This window comes from Lawsonibacter sp. (assembly GCF_022777125.1).
Lineage (GTDB): Bacteria > Bacillota > Clostridia > Oscillospirales > Oscillospiraceae > Lawsonibacter_A > Lawsonibacter_A hominis.
Genome location: NZ_JALFGV010000017.1, coordinates 22562 through 39350 on the forward strand (window position 1 = coordinate 22562; position 16789 = coordinate 39350).

Below are 16789 nucleotides of genomic sequence, written 5' to 3' on the forward strand. Positions count from 1 at the left end.
TCCCCTGAGGCTGTCCCGCGGAACTCAACCGGCTAGGTTCTCATAACAATCGTGAAAGGCGGATAAAAAGCTCTGAATTTCCTGGGCGGTGGTCAAATGACTCAGGCTGATCCGCCAAGCGCTGAGCGCACGTTTGCGGTCGCCGCTGAGGGCAAAGACCGCTCGGGAGGGAGCGCCGTCTTCCGAGCACGCCGATTGGACGGATACGCAGAAGCCGCGTTCATCCAGAGCGCGCTGAAACGCCGTGCCCTTGACTCCCGCTATGCTGAGATTCAGAATGTGAGGAACCGCCGTTTCCGGACTGTTAATCTGTACGTTGGGATAAGCGGAAAGGGCGCTTCGTAGGATCGTATTCCAGCGGCGGACGAGACCGGTACGTTCTTGCAGACCGGCCAGGGCGAGGCGCAGCGCGGTCTCCGCTGCACCGGCCAGTGCCAAAGCCGGCGTGCCGCTGCGGTAAGCCGTCATGCTGCCACCGCCGTGGATCAGCGGCATCAGTGGTATCCGCCTGCGTTTGAGGAGAATACCGCTTCCATTCAGACCATAAAACTTGTGGGGGGCAAAACTCATTGTGTCCGCACAGGAAAAGGACAGGTCCGTCCGGCCCACCGCTTGGGTGGCATCCACGTGGAAACGGCAGTTCGGATAGTTCTGAAGATGCGCCGCGATCGCTTCTATGGGCTGCTGAATACCAAGCTCGCTGTCCACGGCGCAGACGCTGACTAAAACGGTGTCGACCCGGAGCAGGGCGTCCAGATGAGCCAGATCAACGGTGCCGTCGCTGCGAAGGTTCAGCAAATCGACCGTGTAGCCTTGTGTGCGGAGAAATTCCAGGCAACCGTTGATCGATGCGTGCTCCAGCGGCGTAGAAATCACATGCCTGCCAGCCGTTCCAGCGGCCTGTACAAGTCCCTTGACCGCCGTATTGTTGGCTTCGCTGGCGCCAGAGGTATACAGGATCTCAGACGGATGTACCCCCAGCAGGCTGGCAATGGAATCGGTAATGCGGGCCAGCTCTGCCCGTGCGGCCCGGCCCGCACCGTGAGAGGCGTTGGGATTTCCGATCCATTCATGCTCCAGCTGGCAGAAACGCTCCAGCACCGCCGGGTCCACCGGGGTATTTGCCGCATAGTCCAAGTAGATCACAGGGAAATCGCCTCCCGGATGGTCCCGCCGCCCAGTACTAGGTCGCCACGGTACAGAACCGCCGACTGCCCCGGAGTGACGGCCCGCTGGGGCGTATCAAACTCCAGCCGTGCCCAGGTTTCAGATGCCGCGGTAACGGTTGCCCATTGCTCCGCCTGACGGTATCGGATCTTTGCCTGGACCCGGAACGGCACGGACGGCGGGTCGATAATCCAGTTCATATCTTCCGCCAAGAGTCCGCGCGCGTAGAGGGCTGATTCGGGCCCGACGGTAACGGTATTGCACCGCATGCATTTGCCGCAGACATAGACCGGCGCGCCCATGGCCAGCCCAAGTCCCCGGCGCTGCCCCAGCGTATACCGTACCGCGCCATGATGGCGGCCTACTGTACGACCAGCCTGATCCAAAAGGTCGCCGCCCGGATACCGTATTCCAGTGTACTGTTCCAAAAAATGCGCATAATCGCCGTCCGGCACAAAGCAGATATCCTGGCTGTCATGCTTTCGGGCGTTGACGAAGCCAAGCCGCTCCGCAAGGGCCCGGACCTGCTCCTTTTGCAGCTCGCCCAGGGGGAACTGTGTATGGGCCAGCTGTTCCTGCGTCATTCTGTAGAGCACGTAGCTTTGATCTTTATGCGTATCCGCGGCTTTTTTGAGCAGATACCGGCCGGTCGACCGGTCATAAACGATACGGGCATAATGGCCGGTCGCCAGATAGACCAGACCTTCCTGCCGTGCGATATGCAGGAGCCGGTCAAATTTCAGATAGCGGTTGCAGTCAATGCAGGGATTCGGGGTGTCGCCACGCTCATAACCTTGGACAAACCGCTGGATGACCTGCTCCCGGAATTCTGCAGTAAGATCCAGCACCCTATGGGGGATATCCAATTGAAACGCCACTTCCGCTGCGTCTTCTATATCCTGCTGGGCACAGCAGGAATGGAAGCGCGGAAGGCCGATATCCTCATTGCGATACAGACGCATGGTTGCCCCTGCGCAATGGCGGCCCTGCTCCAACAGAAGGTAAGCCGCAACCGAGCTGTCCACCCCGCCGCTCATGGCGATGAGGACGCCTGCACCCGGTTCCATTGGCGTCGTCACTCCTTCCAAAAATAAACCAATTGATTTTGTAGGTTTTATGATAGCACAGGTATACACCGCAGTCAATGATCGAATGTACCAACGCAGGGCAACCATTTTTTCTATTTTTATTTCATATTGAGCCGATGGGTTTGGTTGACACACCGCAGCTGCGCAGGTTATAATAACAGCAAAGCAGAAGATCGGCCCGTCTTCCGTCGAACGAAGGCGGGCTTTTTTGCAACCGAAAGCGTACGGAAGGGAGGCGCGCGGCAGTGCTGAACGTGGAGGAAGCCCTGCGCTATTTGGGCGTGCGGGGCCCTGTACCGGACGGGCTGCGCGGTCAGGCGGAGGACGTGGCGGCGCAGCTGACGGCCCGGATCACGCCCAGGTTTGTCTACCGGGTGTTTCCGCTGCTGCGGGAAGGAGAAAGGCTTTCCCTGTCCGGGACGGGGATCGTCTTGCCGGGGCGGACGGCCGGGACGCTTCTGGCGCAATGCGACCAGGCCGTTTTGCTGGCCTGTACCCTGGGCAGCGGATTTGACGCCATGCTGCGCGCCGAGCAGGCCAGAGATATGGCGCGGGCGGTCCTTCTGGACGCCTGCGGCAGCGCCTGGGTCGAGTCCGGATGCGACGCGGCGGAAGCGCAGCTGCAGCGGCGTCTGCCCGGCCGCTATCGGACGGACCGCTTCAGCCCCGGCTATGGGGACCTGCCGCTGCAGGTGCAGCCGCAGGTCTGCGCCGCGCTGGACGCCGGGCGCCGGCTGGGACTGTCGGTCACGGAGAGCCTGCTGCTCAACCCGGCCAAATCGGTGACGGCGGTGATCGGCCTGTCCGACACGCCCCAGCGCGCCCGCATCCGGGGGTGCGCCTATTGTTCCATGCGGGAGAGCTGTACGCTGCGCAAGGGAGGAAACCACTGTGGAAGCTGAATTTTGGAAAAACGGGATCCTTCTGCTGGACGGCGCTATGGGCACCGTGCTCCAGCAGAAGGGGCTGCCCCCCGGCGGCCAGCCGGAGCTGCTCAACCGGAGCGCGCCGGAATGGATCGCTTCGGTCAGCCGGGAATACGCCCTGGCGGGCAGCCAGGTGGTCTACGCCAATACCTTCGGGGCAAACCGCCGTAAGCTGGCTCACACCGGTCACAGCGTACAGGAGATCGTCACGGCGGGGGTGACCCTGGCCAAGCAGGCCGTTGCTGGAACGCCGGCCCGGGTCGCCCTGGACATGGGGCCGCTGGGAGAGCTGCTGGAACCCATGGGAAGCCTCCGTTTTGAGGAGGCCTATGCGCTGTTTGGGGAAATGGCGCGCTGCGGCGCGGCGGCGGGGGCCGATCTGGTCGCGATCGAGACGATGACCGACCTCTATGAGGCCAAGGCCGCCCTGCTGGCCGTGAAGGAGCAGACCGATCTGCCGGTCTTTGTCACGATGTCCTTTGACGAGGGAGGGCGGACCTTCACCGGCTGCACCATCCCCTCGATGGCGCGTACGCTGGAGGGCCTCGGAGCCGACGCCATCGGCCTGAACTGCTCGCTGGGACCGGACCAGCTGCTGCCGCTGCTGCGTCAGCTGTGCCGGCACACCCGCCTGCCCGTCATCGCCAAGCCCAATGCGGGGCTTCCCGACCCGGTGGACGGACATTACCACATGGCCCCCGAGGCGTTTGCGGCGGCGCTGCTGCGCGGCCTGGAGGCCGGCGTGACCATTTTTGGAGGCTGCTGCGGCACGTCGCCGGAGTATATCCGCCGGCTGCGCGCCGCCTTGGCGGACAAGCACCCCGTTCCCCGGCGCTATGCGGGAAAGGCGTTCGTCTGCACCCCCACCCGGCCCCTCCGGCTGGACGGAGTACGCGTCATCGGAGAGCGCATCAATCCCACCGGCAAAAAGCGCTTTCAGCAGGCCCTGCTGGAGGAGGACCTGGACTATATCCTGGATGTGGCGGTGCAGCAGGAGGACGCCGGAGCCGATATCCTGGACGTGAATGTCGGCTACCCCGGCGTGGACGAAGTCGATATGCTGCCCCGGGTCGTCCGAAAATTGCAGAGCGCCGTGGCCCTGCCGCTTCAGCTGGATTCTTCCAATCCGGACGCGCTGGAGGCCGGCCTTCGGGTCTACAACGGCAAGGCGGCGGTCAACTCGGTGAACGGCGACCCCGAGGTGCTCGCCAGAATCCTGCCCATTGTGAAAAAATACGGCGCCAGCGTGGTGGGGCTCACGCTGGATGAGCACGGGCTTCCCCAGACGGCCCGGGCGCGCCTGGACATCGCCCGGCGTATTCTGGACGCGGTGCTGTCGTACGATATCCCGAGAGAAGATCTTTGGATCGACTGCCTGACCCTCACGGTCTCCGCCCAGCAATCCCAGGCGACGGAGACCCTGCGCGCGGTGCGCGCGGTACGGGAGGAGCTGGGGCTTGCGACCGTTCTGGGCGTGTCCAATATCTCCTTTGGCCTGCCGAACCGTGCGGTGATCACCCAAAGCTTTCTGATCCAGGCGCTGAATATGGGCCTGACGCTGCCCATCCTCAACCCCAATCAACGGGAAATGATGGATGCGGTAGCGGCTTTTCGGGTCCTCTCCGGCGAGGACAGGGCGTGCCGGGACTATGTGGAGCGCTTTGCCGGTACGGTCTCAGCAGCCCCGGCTGCCGCGCCGGGCGCCGGGCTGGAGCTGGAGGAGGCCGTGATGCGGGGGCTGCGCACCGAGGCGGGTCAGCTGGCCCGGCAGGCCCTGCAGCAGGGAAGGGAGAGCGAGCTGTCCCTGGTGGAGCGCCAGCTGATCCCGGCCCTGGACAAGGTGGGGGAGGGGTATGAGCGGGGCAGGGTGTTTCTGCCCCAGCTGCTGAGCGCGGCCCAGGCGGCGCAGGCCGTCTTTGAAGCCGTGCGCGCCTCCCTTGCCGCCAGGGGCGGCGAGCCGGTGCGAAAGGGCCGGCTGGTGGTGGCCACGGTCAAGGGGGATATCCATGACATCGGCAAGAACATCGTGAAAACGATGTTAGAAAACTATGGATACGAAGTCATTGACCAGGGCAGAGACGTGCCGCCGGAAGCAATTCTGGAGACGGTACAGGCCCGGGCGGTCCGTCTGGTGGGACTGTCGGCGCTGATGACCACCACGCTGCCCGCCATGGAGGAGACCATCCGGCTGCTCCACAGCCTGCCGGAGCCGCCGGTCATCTGGGTAGGCGGCGCGGTCGTTACGCCGGAGCATGCCCGGCGGATGGGGGCGGACTACTACGCGGGAGACGCCCGGGCGTCGGTGGAGATCGCGAGGAAGGTGTTGGGATGACATGGGAGTCAAAGCGTATTTGAAGCAGGGTAAGCCCCTGCTGTTCGACGGAGCAATGGGCACCTATTTTGCCGCCCGGCCCGGCCGGGCGGCGGAGCGGTGCGAGCTGGCCAATCTGGAGCACCCGGAGGAGGTATCCGCCATCCACCGTGCGTATCTGGAGGCTGGGTGCCGGGCGATCAAGACCAATACGTTTTCCGTAGGCGTGGACCTGGCGCAGGGGAAGCACGCTTTGGCCCGTCAGATCATCGCGGAGGGAGCCCGGCTGGCCCGGGAGGCGGCAGAGCCCTTCGGCGCCTTCGTTTTTGCCGACCTGGGCCCGGCGCCCCAGGACAAGGAACACAGCCCGGCGGAGCTCTACTGCCTTCAACTTGATCTCTTTCTGGAACAGGGACTGACCTGTTTTCTGGCAGAGACGCTGCCGACAGACGAAGGAATACCGGAACTGGCCTGGTATCTGAAACGCCGCTGCCCGGACGCGTTTCTCCTGGTATCCTTTGCCGTTGGGGCCGACGGAGTCACCCAGGAGGGCGCGCTGGGCCGGGAGCTGTTCCGCCGTACGGCCGCCCTGACGGAGGTGGATGCGGCAGGCTTCAACTGCATCTCCGGCCCGCTCCATTTGCTGCGGTACATCGAGGGGCTGGAGCGCGGGGATACGCTTCTCTCCGTGATGCCCAACGCCGGATATCCCACCGTGGTGGGCCGCCGGACGCTTTACAAGGGCACGCCGGATTACTTTTCCCGGCGGATGGTCCAGATCGTGGGCGCGGGGGCGTCCATTGTGGGCGGCTGCTGCGGCACTACGCCGGAACACATTGCCTGCGCCGCCCGGGCGCTGGAAGGGACCAGCATACGCTGTCCCGCCGCCCCGGCCGAAAAGGCCCGCCTCCGGGTGGAGGCGGGCGATGTCAATCCTCTTTGGGAAAAGCTGCGCTCCGGTAAACGGGTGGTCGCCGTGGAGCTGGATCCACCGGCAGACGATGACCTCGCGCCGTTTTTGGAGGGGGTACGCACACTGCGGGAGGCCGGAGTGGACGCGGTGACCATCGCCGATTGCCCCGTGGGGCGTCCCCGGGCAGACAGCAGCCTTCTGGCCTGTAAGCTGAAACGGGAGCTGGGCGTGGAGCCGCTTCCCCACATGACGTGCCGGGACCGGAACCTGAACGCCACCAAGGCCCTGCTGCTGGGCCTGTCCATGGAGGGGGTCCACAACGTTCTGCTGATTACCGGAGACCCGATCCCATCCACCGACCGGGATGAGGTCAAAAGCGTATTCAACTTCAACTCCCGTAAGCTGGCCCGGTATGTCAGCGGCCTGAATGGAGAGAGCCTTTCCACCCCCTTCCAGATCTTTGCCGCGCTGAATCTGAACGCCCGGAATTTTTCGGTGCAGCTTCGGCTGGCGCAAGAGAAGGAGGAATGCGGCGTAGCCGGTTTTCTGACCCAGCCGGTACTGTCGCGGGAGGCGCTGGAACATCTTATACAGGCCCGGGCCGTGCTGAAAGGAAAGCTGCTGGGCGGTATCTTCCCGGTGGTCAGCCACCGCAACGCCTGCTTTCTGAACAATGAGATCTCAGGCATGTATGTTTGCGATGAGATCGTCTCGCAATACGTGGGCAAGGACCGGGCTGAGGCCGAGGAGCTGGCGCTGCGCATCTCCACCCGGATTGCCCGGGAAATCCAGCCCTATACCGACGGCATCTACCTGATGACGCCATTCCGCCGGGTCGAGCTGATCACGAAGATTCTGAAAGCGATTGGGTAATAAAAATCCACCGGCTACGCCGGTGGATTTTCTTATGCGGGCAAAGTTCTGAAATACTAGCAGCGCCTATCCATGTTGCATACGCTCTTTTGATTTTTCGTTTGCAGTCGCCAGACCGCAAACCTATTTTAAATCAAAAGGAGTTTTTGTCTTTATTCTGCTATAAGCTCTTACCCTCGGCACAGCCGAGGGGGTTCTTTGTACAAAAACGGCAGCCCCTCCCGCGTAGGAGGGGCTGCCGCCCGGTGTGCCGAAACCGCTCGGTACGCTTCTTGAAAAATACAGGTATCTTTCGGGGAGATCCCTGATTACGAAAGGGCCGCAAAGGCCTGCTCCAGGTCAGCAATGATATCGTCTTTGTGCTCTGTACCGACGGACAGGCGGATGGTATTGGGCTTGATGCCCTGATCCAGCAACTCCGCAGGAGAGAGCTGGGAATGGGTGGTGGTGGCCGGGTGGATGACCAGGCTCTTTACATCCGCCACATTGGCCAGCAGAGAAAAGAGCTCAAGATGGTCGATCCATTTGTGGGCTTCCGCCTGACCGCCCTTGATCTCAAACGTAAAGATGGAAGCGCCGCCGTGGGGGAAATACTTCTCATAAAGCGCGTGGTCGGGATGGTCGGGCAGCGAGGGGTGGTTGACATGCTCCACCAGGGGGTGCTTGGACAGATAGCCCACCACTGCCCTGGTATTCTCTGCGTGCCGGTCCAAGCGCAGCGAGAGGGTCTCCACGCCCTGGAGCAGCAGGAAAGCGTTGAAGGGGGAGAGGGTGGCCCCGGTGTCGCGCAGCAGGATGGCGCGGATGTAGGTGACAAAGGCGGCGGGACCTGCGGTATCCGTGAAGGAAACGCCATGGTAGCTGGGATTGGGAGCGGCGATAGGGGCATATTTTCCGTTGGCGGCCCAGTCAAACGTTCCGGAATCCACGATGATACCGCCTAACGTAGTGCCATGACCGCCGATGAATTTGGTGGCGGAGTGGACCACCAGGTCTGCGCCATGCTCAATGGGGCGGATCAGATAAGGCGTGCCGAAGGTATTGTCGATGACCAGGGGCAGGCCGTGCTTGTGGGCAAGGGCTGCAAGGGCGTCGATATCCGGAATATCGCTGTTGGGGTTCCCGAGGGTCTCCAGATAAATGGCTTTGGTATTCGCCTGAATGGCGCGCTCCACCTGCGCCAGGTCGTGGACGTCTACGAACGTAGCGGAGATGCCGTACTGGGGCAGGGTATGCGCCAGCAGGTTGTAGCTGCCGCCATAAATGGTCTTCTGCGCCACGATATGCTCTCCCGCCTGCGCAAGCGCCTGAATGGTATAGGCGATGGCCGCCGCACCGGAAGCCAGCGCCAGGGCGGCCACGCCGCCTTCCAGCGCCGCCAGACGCTTCTCCAGTACATCCTGCGTCGAGTTGGTCAGCCGGCCGTAGATGTTGCCGAGGTCCGCCAGCCCGAAACGGGCTGCCGCGTGAGCCGAGTTTTTGAACACGTAAGAGGTGGTCTGATAAATGGGCACCGCCCGGGCATCAGTGGCAGGATCGGGCTGCTCCTGGCCAACGTGAAGCTGGAGCGTCTCAAAATGATAAGGTTGCTTACGCATAAAGCGGCCTCTCTCTTTCTGTTTCTCATTTTTATGGCAGGGTCAGTCTGCAAACAGGGGGGTGGAAAGGTAGCGGTCGCCGGTATCGGGCAATAGGGCGACGATGGTCTTACCCTTGTTCTCCGGACGGCGGGCCAGCTGGATCGCCGCCCATACGGCTGCGCCGGAGGAGATACCCACCAAAATCCCCTCCGCGCGGCCGATCTGACGGCCGGTGGCAAAGGCGTCGTCGTTCTCCACGGCGATGATCTCATCATAGACGTTGGTATCCAGCACCGCAGGGACAAATCCGGCCCCAATTCCTTGGATCTTATGGCTTCCGGCGGTACCCTTACTCAGCACCGGGGAGGCCGCCGGCTCCACCGCTACGATCCGAACCGCCGGGTTCTGGCTTTTCAGGTATTCGCCCACGCCGGTGATGGTGCCGCCGGTGCCGACGCCGGATACGAAGAGGTCTATCGTCCCATCCGTATCCGCCCAGAGCTCCGGGCCGGTGGTAGCCTTATGCACAGCGGGATTGGCCGGGTTGACAAACTGACCGGGAATAAAGCTGTCTGGAATCTCCCGCGCCAGTTCGTCGGCCTTGGCGATCGCCCCCTTCATCCCCAGAGCGCCCTCGGTCAACACCAGCTCGGCGCCATAGGCGCGCATCAGCTGGCGGCGCTCTATGCTCATGGTCTCCGGCATGACGATGAGGATGCGGTAGCCCCGGGCCGCCGCTACGGAGGCAAGGCCGATCCCGGTATTGCCCGATGTGGGTTCGATGATGACGGAACCGGGCTTCAAAAGCCCCTTTTGCTCTGCATCGTCGATCATGGCTTTGGCAATGCGGTCCTTGACGGAACCTGCGGGGTTAAAATACTCCAGCTTGGCCAGGATACGGGCCTCCAGGCCAAGGTCCCGTTCGATGTGGGTCAGCTCCAGCAGGGGGGTCTTGCCAATCAGTTGGTCTGCACGGGAATAGAGGTTGCTCATATTTACTACCTACTTTCATACTAGGTTTATATGGATAATATACCTTGTCATCGACCTTGTCAATCCTTCTGCCACATTTTCTCTATCCGCCCATTGAAAACCTATTAAACCTATTGTATAATTGGTTAAACCAACGAAAGTGAGGATGTCCTCAATGATGATCTCGACCAAAGGCCGTTATGCGCTGCGGGTCATGATCGACCTGGCAGAACATCAAGCGGACGGCTATATTCCTTTAAAGGTGATCGCGGAGCGGCAGGATATCTCTGAAAAGTATCTGGAGAGCATTTTGAAAGCGCTGGTACGGGAAAAGATACTGACCGGTCTGCGTGGGAAGGGGGGAGGCTACCGTCTGGCCAAGCCGCCGGAGCGCTGTACCGTTGGCAGCATCCTGCGCCTGACCGAGGGAAGTCTCGCTCCGGTTGCCTGCCTGGAGGATGACGCATACCAGTGCCCCCGCATGGCGGACTGCCGCACGCTGCCCATGTGGCGAAAGCTGGATGCCATGATCCGTACGTTTTTCGACGGCATCACCATTGCGGACCTCATGGTATCAGGCCGACCGGGCAACGAATATATTATATGATGGGACAGCCTGGACGGGACCAACACAAAAAAGCCCCTCAGAGTACGCGCCTTCGGGCGCGAGCCCTGCAGGGCTTTTTTGAAAAACGGAGCGGGCGCTGCCGTTATCTTTTTCAGCCTGCCGCTTTTTGTATTGGCCCAACAAACCGTCGTACTTTCGTCCGGCAATGTGGTAATAGAGCTCAAAGCACAGCGTTATGACCAAAACACCGCCAGGAAGCAGGGGATTGCAATGGTGGTCTCCGGAACTTCCGGGTCTTCGCGGATACTCAGCTTCATTGGCGCCCTCCTCCTTCGTGTTTCCAGTGTATCCAGTCTGCAGGCGATTGGCAAGTGCTTTTGCCCAAACGGCGTTTTCAAGCGGCTAAGCGGTCGTTTTTGCGCCCTGAAAAAGCGGGACCCGGAGAATCCCGGGCCCCGCTTCAGGTCATTTGAATTGTCCGACCAGGTCTGCCATGGAATAGAGACCGGGGGCGTCTATGCCGGCCAGGAAACGCGCCGCCTTCACCGCGCCGGAGGCAAAGACCTCGCGGCTCAGCGCGGAGTGACGCAATTCGATGACCTCGTCCCGCCCGGCAAAAAGGACCTCGTGATCCCCCACAATACCGCCGCCCCGTACGGAGGAGATCCCGATCTCGTGGGCCTGACGGGCCCTGCGGATGCTCTGGCGCTCATAGACGTACTCCGGCGTATCGGAAAGCCCATCCGCCGCCGCTTCCGCCAGCATCAGAGCCGTACCGCTGGGCGCATCCAATTTTTTGTTGTGATGGCGCTCCACGATCTCCACGTCATAGCGCTCGCCCAACACCGCCGCCGCCCTGCGCACCAGGTCCAAAAGCACGTTTACTCCAAACGACATGTTGGCGGAACGGAAAATGGGGATCTGCCGTGCGGCCGCGTCAATCGCGGACAGCTGCTCCGGAAGATATCCGGTGGTGCACAGTACCAGAGGTATCCGGCGGCTCCTTGCAAAGTGCAGCAGCGCGTTCAGCGCCGCCGGTGAGGAAAAATCCACGACCACATCGGCCTCGCCCCGGAAGTCGGCCGGGGAGGCGAAGACCGGAAACTCCCGCTCTCCCGCCCCAAGAAGGTCAAAGCCTGCGACGATCTCAACATCCGGTTCGGCGGTGCAGATCGCCTCCACCGCCCGGCCCATCCGGCCGTTACAGCCGGAAATGATCAGCCTTACCATGTTCCACATCCCTCCCGCGTCAAGAAAGGATCCCGGCGCTTATCATGGTCTGGCGCAGCGTTTCCAGATGCCCGTTGGACATATCGCACAGGGGCAGCCGCAAAGAGCCCACATCATAGCCGGCCAAATTCATAGCGGCCTTGATGGGGATGGGGTTGACTTCGAGGAAGAGCGCGTCGATAAAATCCATATACCGCAGCTGAAGCGCGCTGGCTTCCCCGAATCTGCCTTCCAGGCAGAGGTGGGTCATTTGGATCATGATCTCCGGCGCGATATTTGCCACCACGGAAATGACGCCCTTGGCGCCCAGACTCATCATGGGCACCACCTGATCGTCGTTGCCGGACCAGACGTAAAAATCGTCGCCGCAGATTGAGCGGGTGTGCGCCAGCAGGGAAAAGTTTCCGCTGGCTTCCTTGACGCCGTTGATCTTGGGATGCTGGGAGAGAACCTGATAGGTCTCCGCCGTGAAGGAAACGCCGGTCCGGGAGGGGACGTTATAGAGGATGATGGGCAGCTCCACCCGGTCGGCTATGTATTCATAATGCTTGATGAGACCAGTTTGAGACGCCTTGTTGTAATAGGGAGTCACATGCAGCAGAGCGTCGGCCCCGGAGTCCTGAGCGTGCTGGGACAGGTAAACGGCAGCGGATGTATCGTTGCTTCCCGCGCCGGCGATGACCTTGACCCGATGATTGACCCGCTTGACACAGTATTCCACGGCGGCAATATGCTCCCGAATGGAAAGGGTGGCGCACTCGCCGGTGGTGCCGCAGACGCAGATAGCGTCCAGGCCGCGTGCGATCTGCTCGTCGATCAGTCTGCCGAACCGATCGTAATTGACAGCGCCGCTCTGGTCAAATGGGGTCACAATGGCGGAGCAGGCTCCGGTAAAAACAGGTTCTCTCATGATAGGGGGTTACCTCCTTAGAATGTACCCCTCCGCGCACAGCAGTTCGGCCAGCAGGACGGCTCCGCCCGCTGCGCCGCGCAGGGTATTGTGGGAAAGACAGACAAACTTATAATCGTACTGGGTGTCGGGCCGCAGACGGCCCACGGATACGGCCATGCCCCCCTCCAGCGCGCGGTCGAGACGGGTCTGGGGGCGGTCTGGCTCCTCAAAATAATGCAGGAACTGTTTGGGCGCGGTGGGCAGGGCCAGCTCCTGGGCGCGGCCCTTGAAATTTGCCCAACTGTCTTTGATCTCCTCCGGGGAAGGGGTGTTTTGGAAGGTGGCGAAAACAGCGGCCATATGGCCGTTGGAGACGGGGACGCGCAGGCACTGCGCGGTGATGGCGGGCGACGCGGCGTTGACGATCACGCCGTTTTCCACCTTGCCCCAGAGCTTCAGCGGTTCACGCTCGCTCTTCTCCTCTTCGCCGCCGATGTAGGGGATGACATTATCCACCATTTCCGGCCAGGTCTGGAAGGTCTTGCCCGCACCGGAGATGGCCTGGTAGGTGCAGACGAGCACCTTTTCCAGACCAAAGCCGCGCAGGGGGTGCAGTGCGGGGACATAGCTCTGGAGGGAGCAGTTGGACTTGACGGCAATGAACCCGCGCTCCACCCCCAGTCGCTTTCGTTGGGCCTCTATGACCTGAATGTGTTCCGGATTGATCTCCGGCACCACCATGGGCACGTTGCTGGTCCAGCGGTGGGCGGAATTATTGGAGACCACGGGGCACTCATGGCGGGCATACGCTTCCTCCAGCGCCTGAATCTCCTCTTTCTTCATGTCCACGGCGGAGAAGACGAAATCCACTTGGGCGGCGATCCGTTCCACATCCTCGGCGGCATTCATGACGACGAGGTTTTTCGCCTCCTCAGGCATGGGGGTATCCATGGCCCAGCGGGTACCGATGGCTTCCTCATAGGTCTTGCCGGCCGAACGGCCGCTGGCCGCGATAACGGCGAGCTGGAACCAGGGGTGGTTTTCCAAAAGGGTCACAAACCGCTGACCGACCATACCGGTACCGCCAATGACGCCGACCTTGTACTTTTCCATAATCAATGACCTCCATCGTTCATGATGTATCCTATTCCATTGCCGGCTCGTTTGAGACCGGCAAAACCGGATCGAAGCAAAAAATAAATCAGCAGTTTACAGAACTGCTGATTTTGTACTATAATGTCAAAGACGATTTGCCTTTGACAAGATACCCCAAAAGCAGACAGCGCTCCACCGCGGCGCGCGGCGACAGTCGGACGGCTCTTCGCCGGGCGACCAGGAGCGGGGCTTCCGTGGACCGGGCTCCTTCGGCGGCGTCCCCTTTCGCAGCGGTTCCAGGGGCCACCGGAGCCCTCCCCGCGCTACTGTTGAACAGCCGCGACCTCTGTTATGCTAATAACGCCTATGGAATTGAAATTTTAAAAATTGTACCACAATTCGAAGAATCGTGTCAACAAAACCGGGATGTGAGAATTGACAAATGAAGCAAGGGAAATGTTTGAAATTTATACAACTTGCAGCCGCCCTCCTGATGGTTTCCCAATGGATGGGTGCAGCGCCTGCCCAGGCGGCCTCGGTACAGGTGAATCCGACCATCCGGGTGGGGCTCTTTTACGGCGGCAGCGCCCTGCCAGGGGCAAATCTGCTCAACGAAGTGGGTTCCGGGTACCGCTTCGGCTATTTTGACGGCAGCCTGCGCTTTGTTCCGCTGGGCAGCACGGCGAAAACTGCGATCTCCATGGTAAAGGATCAGACCGTGTATTACGGCACTGTGGGCGGCTGGGCTGGATATTACGACTCCATTTCTTCCGGCATTGCCGTGGGGGGCTATCATCTCCAGCTTCCGGAGCGCTATGCCGACTTCCAGGCGGCGTCTGCGGCGGCCTGCCGGTATGCCGGCGCCTTTCCGGCATGGATCGACGGAGCCTATTACGTCAGGCTCGGCTCCTATCTGGACAGCGCCTCGGCACAGAACGCACAGGCCGCGGTGCCCGGAGCGTCGGTGACGGCCCCGTCGGGCACGGGCGTTTCGGTGGTGGAGACGGGGACCGGAACGATCCTGTTCCAGTTCGACAGCACCGACGGATGGGCCCTGGCGGTCCAGCCCGGTTTGGATGATACGGTCAAGACCCGGACTATTTTCCGGGGAAATACCTATTACGGCGCGTTCCAGTACCGGCGCAGCGGCGGCAATCTGACGGTGAGCAACGTACTTCCCATGGAGGATTATGTGCAGGGGGTCATTTTGTCCGAGATGAGCGCCTCCTGGCCCTTGGAGGCCCTGAAGGCCCAGGCGGTATGCGCCCGGACTTACGGCTATGCCAAGCTGCTGGATCAGCGGCACAGCTCCGACGGCTTCGATATCTGCAACACGGTCCACTGCCAGGCTTACAGGGGGATCGCCGGCATGAGCGACGCCAGCCGCCAGGCGGTGGAGGCCACTTATGGCCAATATATCTGGTATAACGGCGGCTTGACCGAGCCGGTCTATTTTTCCTGCGATGGCGGAGCTACGGAAGACGCGGGGAACATCTGGTATGAGGACACGCCCTATTTGAAAGGGAAGACGGATCCCTATGAGGCCGCTGTATCCGATAAAATTGAACGCTACAGCTGGAGTGTGACCTATACCCGCCAGGAGCTGACTGATCTGCTCAACGGCAAGGGTTACGCCAATTCCGGCATCGTGGACGTTCAGGTCACAAAAACGTCGCCCACGGGGAATGTACTGGCAATTACCTTTACAGATTCGGCGGGAAAAAGCTTCACGAAGACGAAGGAAGACTGCCGGACATTTCTGGGACTGCGTTCCCAGCGCTACAGCATTTCGGGCGGAAGCGGAGGTTACGCGGTGAACGGGGAGGGGACGCTGCCCTCTGTGAGCGGCGTATACGCGGTGGACGGAAGCGGAACGGTATCCCAGCTGCCCTCCGGCCAACCCTATGTCATCGGCGGCGACGCCGCGGTGAAGCAGTTGGCCCCATCCGCCGCTTCGGGGGGCGATACCTTTACCATCGCCGGAACCGGCTGGGGCCATCACGTGGGTATGAGCCAATGGGGCGCGTATTCTATGGCACAGCAGGGCTATACTTATTGGGATATCCTGCAATTCTACTATACCGGAATCGAGGTGCGCCAGCCATAAAGACCGCTGATTTTGATTTTTACCTGCCGGAGGAACTGATTGCACAAACTCCGCTGGAGCGCCGGGATGCCTCCCGGCTCCTGGTGCTGGATAAGAACACGGGGGCGCGGCGGCATATGCATTTTTACGATTTGCCCGCCCTCTTGCGCCCGGGCGACTGCTTGGTGCTCAACGACTCCCGGGTCCTGCCCGCACGGCTTGTCGGCCACCGCGTGCCCGGCGGCGGCGCAGCGGAGGTGCTGCTGCTCATCGACCGGGGCGACAAGGTGTGGGAGTGCCTGGTCCGGCCGGGACGCAGGCTCAAGCCCGGCGCGCGCATTTCCTTCGGAGACGGCGCCCTCACCGCTGAGGTGCTGGAAGTCTGCGAGGGCGGCAACCGCCTGGTGCGCTTTGACTATGAGGGTATTTTTTTGGAAAAGCTGGAGCAGCTGGGCAAGATGCCCCTGCCGCCCTATATCAAGCAGGAGCTGGAGGACCCGGAGCGCTATCAGACGGTCTACTCCCGGGCGGTGGGTTCCGCCGCCGCGCCGACGGCGGGACTGCACTTTACCCGTGCGCTGCTGGAACAGGTGCGCGAAATGGGCGTAAAGGTATGCTACGTTACACTTCATGTGGGCCTGGGGACCTTCCGTCCGGTGAAAGAAGACGAGATCACCGACCATGAGATGCACGCGGAGTACTGCATGATTCCGGCTGAGACGGCCGAGACCATCAACCGCACGAAGCAGACCGGCGGACGGGTCATCTGTGTGGGCACCACTTCCTGCCGCACCATTGAGAGCTGGGCTTCGGAGGACGGCACGCTTCGGGAGAGCGCCGGGTGGACCAATATTTTCATCTACCCGGGGTATCGCTTTAAGGCGTTGGACGGTCTGATTACCAACTTCCATCTGCCGGAGTCCACCCTCATCATGCTGGTCTCCGCACTGGCGGGACGGGAGCAGGTGCTGGCGGCATACCAGGAAGCGGTGGAACAGCGCTATCGCTTTTTCTCCTTCGGGGATGCGATGTTCATCACAGACCTTATCCCAAGGGACGATCAGCCGGACTGACGCCGTGCGGCACAT

General features: G+C 61.4%; 13 protein-coding genes and 1 riboswitch. Of the genes, 6 read left to right on the top strand and 7 right to left on the bottom strand.

The features are described 5' to 3' along the window. Positions 1-24: 24 nt before the first annotated feature. Complete coding sequence (locus MR825_RS01595) at positions 25-1146, bottom strand: cysteine desulfurase family protein (protein ID WP_287878339.1); 1122 nt, start codon at positions 1144-1146, stop codon at positions 25-27. Then, the gene (mnmA, locus tag MR825_RS01600; protein WP_287878340.1) at positions 1143-2234 is read right to left on the bottom strand and encodes a tRNA 2-thiouridine(34) synthase MnmA; all 1092 of its coding nucleotides are present in this window, start codon (positions 2232-2234) and stop codon (positions 1143-1145) included. Before mnmA ends, MR825_RS01595 begins: the two co-directional genes overlap by 4 nt. A 266-nt stretch (positions 2235-2500) precedes the next feature. Between mnmA and MR825_RS01605 the strand changes: the two genes are divergently transcribed. Genes MR825_RS01605 through MR825_RS01615 form a run of 3 tightly spaced genes read left to right on the top strand, consistent with a single transcriptional unit; the run spans position 2501 to position 7278 of the window. After that, complete coding sequence (locus MR825_RS01605) at positions 2501-3157, top strand: vitamin B12 dependent-methionine synthase activation domain-containing protein (RefSeq protein ID WP_186906507.1); 657 nt, start codon at positions 2501-2503, stop codon at positions 3155-3157. Further along, complete coding sequence (locus MR825_RS01610) at positions 3147-5513, top strand: homocysteine S-methyltransferase family protein (RefSeq protein ID WP_287878343.1); 2367 nt, start codon at positions 3147-3149, stop codon at positions 5511-5513. Before MR825_RS01605 ends, MR825_RS01610 begins: the two co-directional genes overlap by 11 nt. Position 5514: 1 nt before the next feature. Continuing rightward, positions 5515-7278, top strand: a complete 1764-nt coding sequence (locus tag MR825_RS01615) for a bifunctional homocysteine S-methyltransferase/methylenetetrahydrofolate reductase (protein WP_287878344.1) — start codon at positions 5515-5517, stop codon at positions 7276-7278. A gap of 308 nt (positions 7279-7586) precedes the next feature. Here the strand turns inward: MR825_RS01615 and MR825_RS01620 are convergent, their stop codons facing one another. Further along, entirely contained in the window at positions 7587-8876 is a 1290-nt protein-coding gene (locus MR825_RS01620) for an O-acetylhomoserine aminocarboxypropyltransferase/cysteine synthase family protein (RefSeq protein WP_256174908.1), read from the bottom strand. A 42-nt stretch (positions 8877-8918) separates the two neighbouring features. After that, the gene (gene cysK / locus MR825_RS01625) at positions 8919-9851 is read right to left on the bottom strand and encodes a cysteine synthase A (RefSeq protein WP_287878345.1); all 933 of its coding nucleotides are present in this window, start codon (positions 9849-9851) and stop codon (positions 8919-8921) included. A gap of 154 nt (positions 9852-10005) precedes the next feature. Here cysK and MR825_RS01630 point away from each other — a divergent pair, with 154 nt between their 5' ends. Then, positions 10006-10437, top strand: coding sequence for an RrF2 family transcriptional regulator (locus tag MR825_RS01630; RefSeq protein ID WP_186906502.1), 432 nt, complete (start codon positions 10006-10008; stop codon positions 10435-10437). A 426-nt stretch (positions 10438-10863) separates the two neighbouring features. Here MR825_RS01630 and dapB read toward each other — a convergent pair whose 3' ends face one another. Genes dapB through asd form a run of 3 tightly spaced genes read right to left on the bottom strand, consistent with a single transcriptional unit; the run spans position 10864 to position 13633 of the window. Continuing rightward, a complete protein-coding gene (gene dapB / locus MR825_RS01635; RefSeq protein WP_186906501.1) occupies positions 10864-11628 on the bottom strand; it encodes a 4-hydroxy-tetrahydrodipicolinate reductase in 765 nt (254 codons plus the stop codon). A 19-nt stretch (positions 11629-11647) separates the two neighbouring features. Next, positions 11648-12538, bottom strand: a complete 891-nt coding sequence (gene dapA, locus MR825_RS01640) for a 4-hydroxy-tetrahydrodipicolinate synthase (RefSeq protein WP_287878350.1) — start codon at positions 12536-12538, stop codon at positions 11648-11650. Positions 12539-12547: 9 nt separating this feature from the next. Next, a complete protein-coding gene (asd, locus tag MR825_RS01645; protein WP_287878352.1) occupies positions 12548-13633 on the bottom strand; it encodes an aspartate-semialdehyde dehydrogenase in 1086 nt (361 codons plus the stop codon). Between the two features lie 159 nt (positions 13634-13792). After that, positions 13793-13972: riboswitch (Lysine riboswitch) on the bottom strand. 187 nt (positions 13973-14159) lie between these two features. Between asd and MR825_RS01650 the strand changes: the two genes are divergently transcribed. Both MR825_RS01650 and queA read left to right on the top strand, forming a co-directional pair. Next, on the top strand, positions 14160-15722 hold the full coding sequence (locus tag MR825_RS01650; protein WP_287878354.1) for a SpoIID/LytB domain-containing protein: 1563 nt from the start codon (positions 14160-14162) through the stop codon (positions 15720-15722). After that, on the top strand, positions 15719-16774 hold the full coding sequence (queA, locus tag MR825_RS01655) for a tRNA preQ1(34) S-adenosylmethionine ribosyltransferase-isomerase QueA (protein ID WP_186906602.1): 1056 nt from the start codon (positions 15719-15721) through the stop codon (positions 16772-16774). The genes MR825_RS01650 and queA overlap by 4 nt, the downstream gene beginning before the upstream one ends. The last annotated feature ends 15 nt before the right edge of the window (positions 16775-16789 follow it).

What these genes read in the sequence shown, in the direction of transcription:
- mnmA (WP_287878340.1), bottom strand. Translation starts at nt 2,234, where the DNA reads ATGGAACCGGGTGCAGGCGTCCTCATCGCCATGAGCGGCGGGGTGGAC.
- MR825_RS01615 (WP_287878344.1), top strand. Translation starts at nt 5,515, where the DNA reads ATGGGAGTCAAAGCGTATTTGAAGCAGGGTAAGCCCCTGCTGTTCGAC.
- MR825_RS01620 (WP_256174908.1), bottom strand. Translation starts at nt 8,876, where the DNA reads ATGCGTAAGCAACCTTATCATTTTGAGACGCTCCAGCTTCACGTTGGC.
- cysK (WP_287878345.1), bottom strand. Translation starts at nt 9,851, where the DNA reads ATGAGCAACCTCTATTCCCGTGCAGACCAACTGATTGGCAAGACCCCC.
- MR825_RS01630 (WP_186906502.1), top strand. Translation starts at nt 10,006, where the DNA reads ATGATGATCTCGACCAAAGGCCGTTATGCGCTGCGGGTCATGATCGAC.
- dapB (WP_186906501.1), bottom strand. Translation starts at nt 11,628, where the DNA reads ATGGTAAGGCTGATCATTTCCGGCTGTAACGGCCGGATGGGCCGGGCG.
- dapA (WP_287878350.1), bottom strand. Translation starts at nt 12,538, where the DNA reads ATGAGAGAACCTGTTTTTACCGGAGCCTGCTCCGCCATTGTGACCCCA.
- asd (WP_287878352.1), bottom strand. Translation starts at nt 13,633, where the DNA reads ATGGAAAAGTACAAGGTCGGCGTCATTGGCGGTACCGGTATGGTCGGT.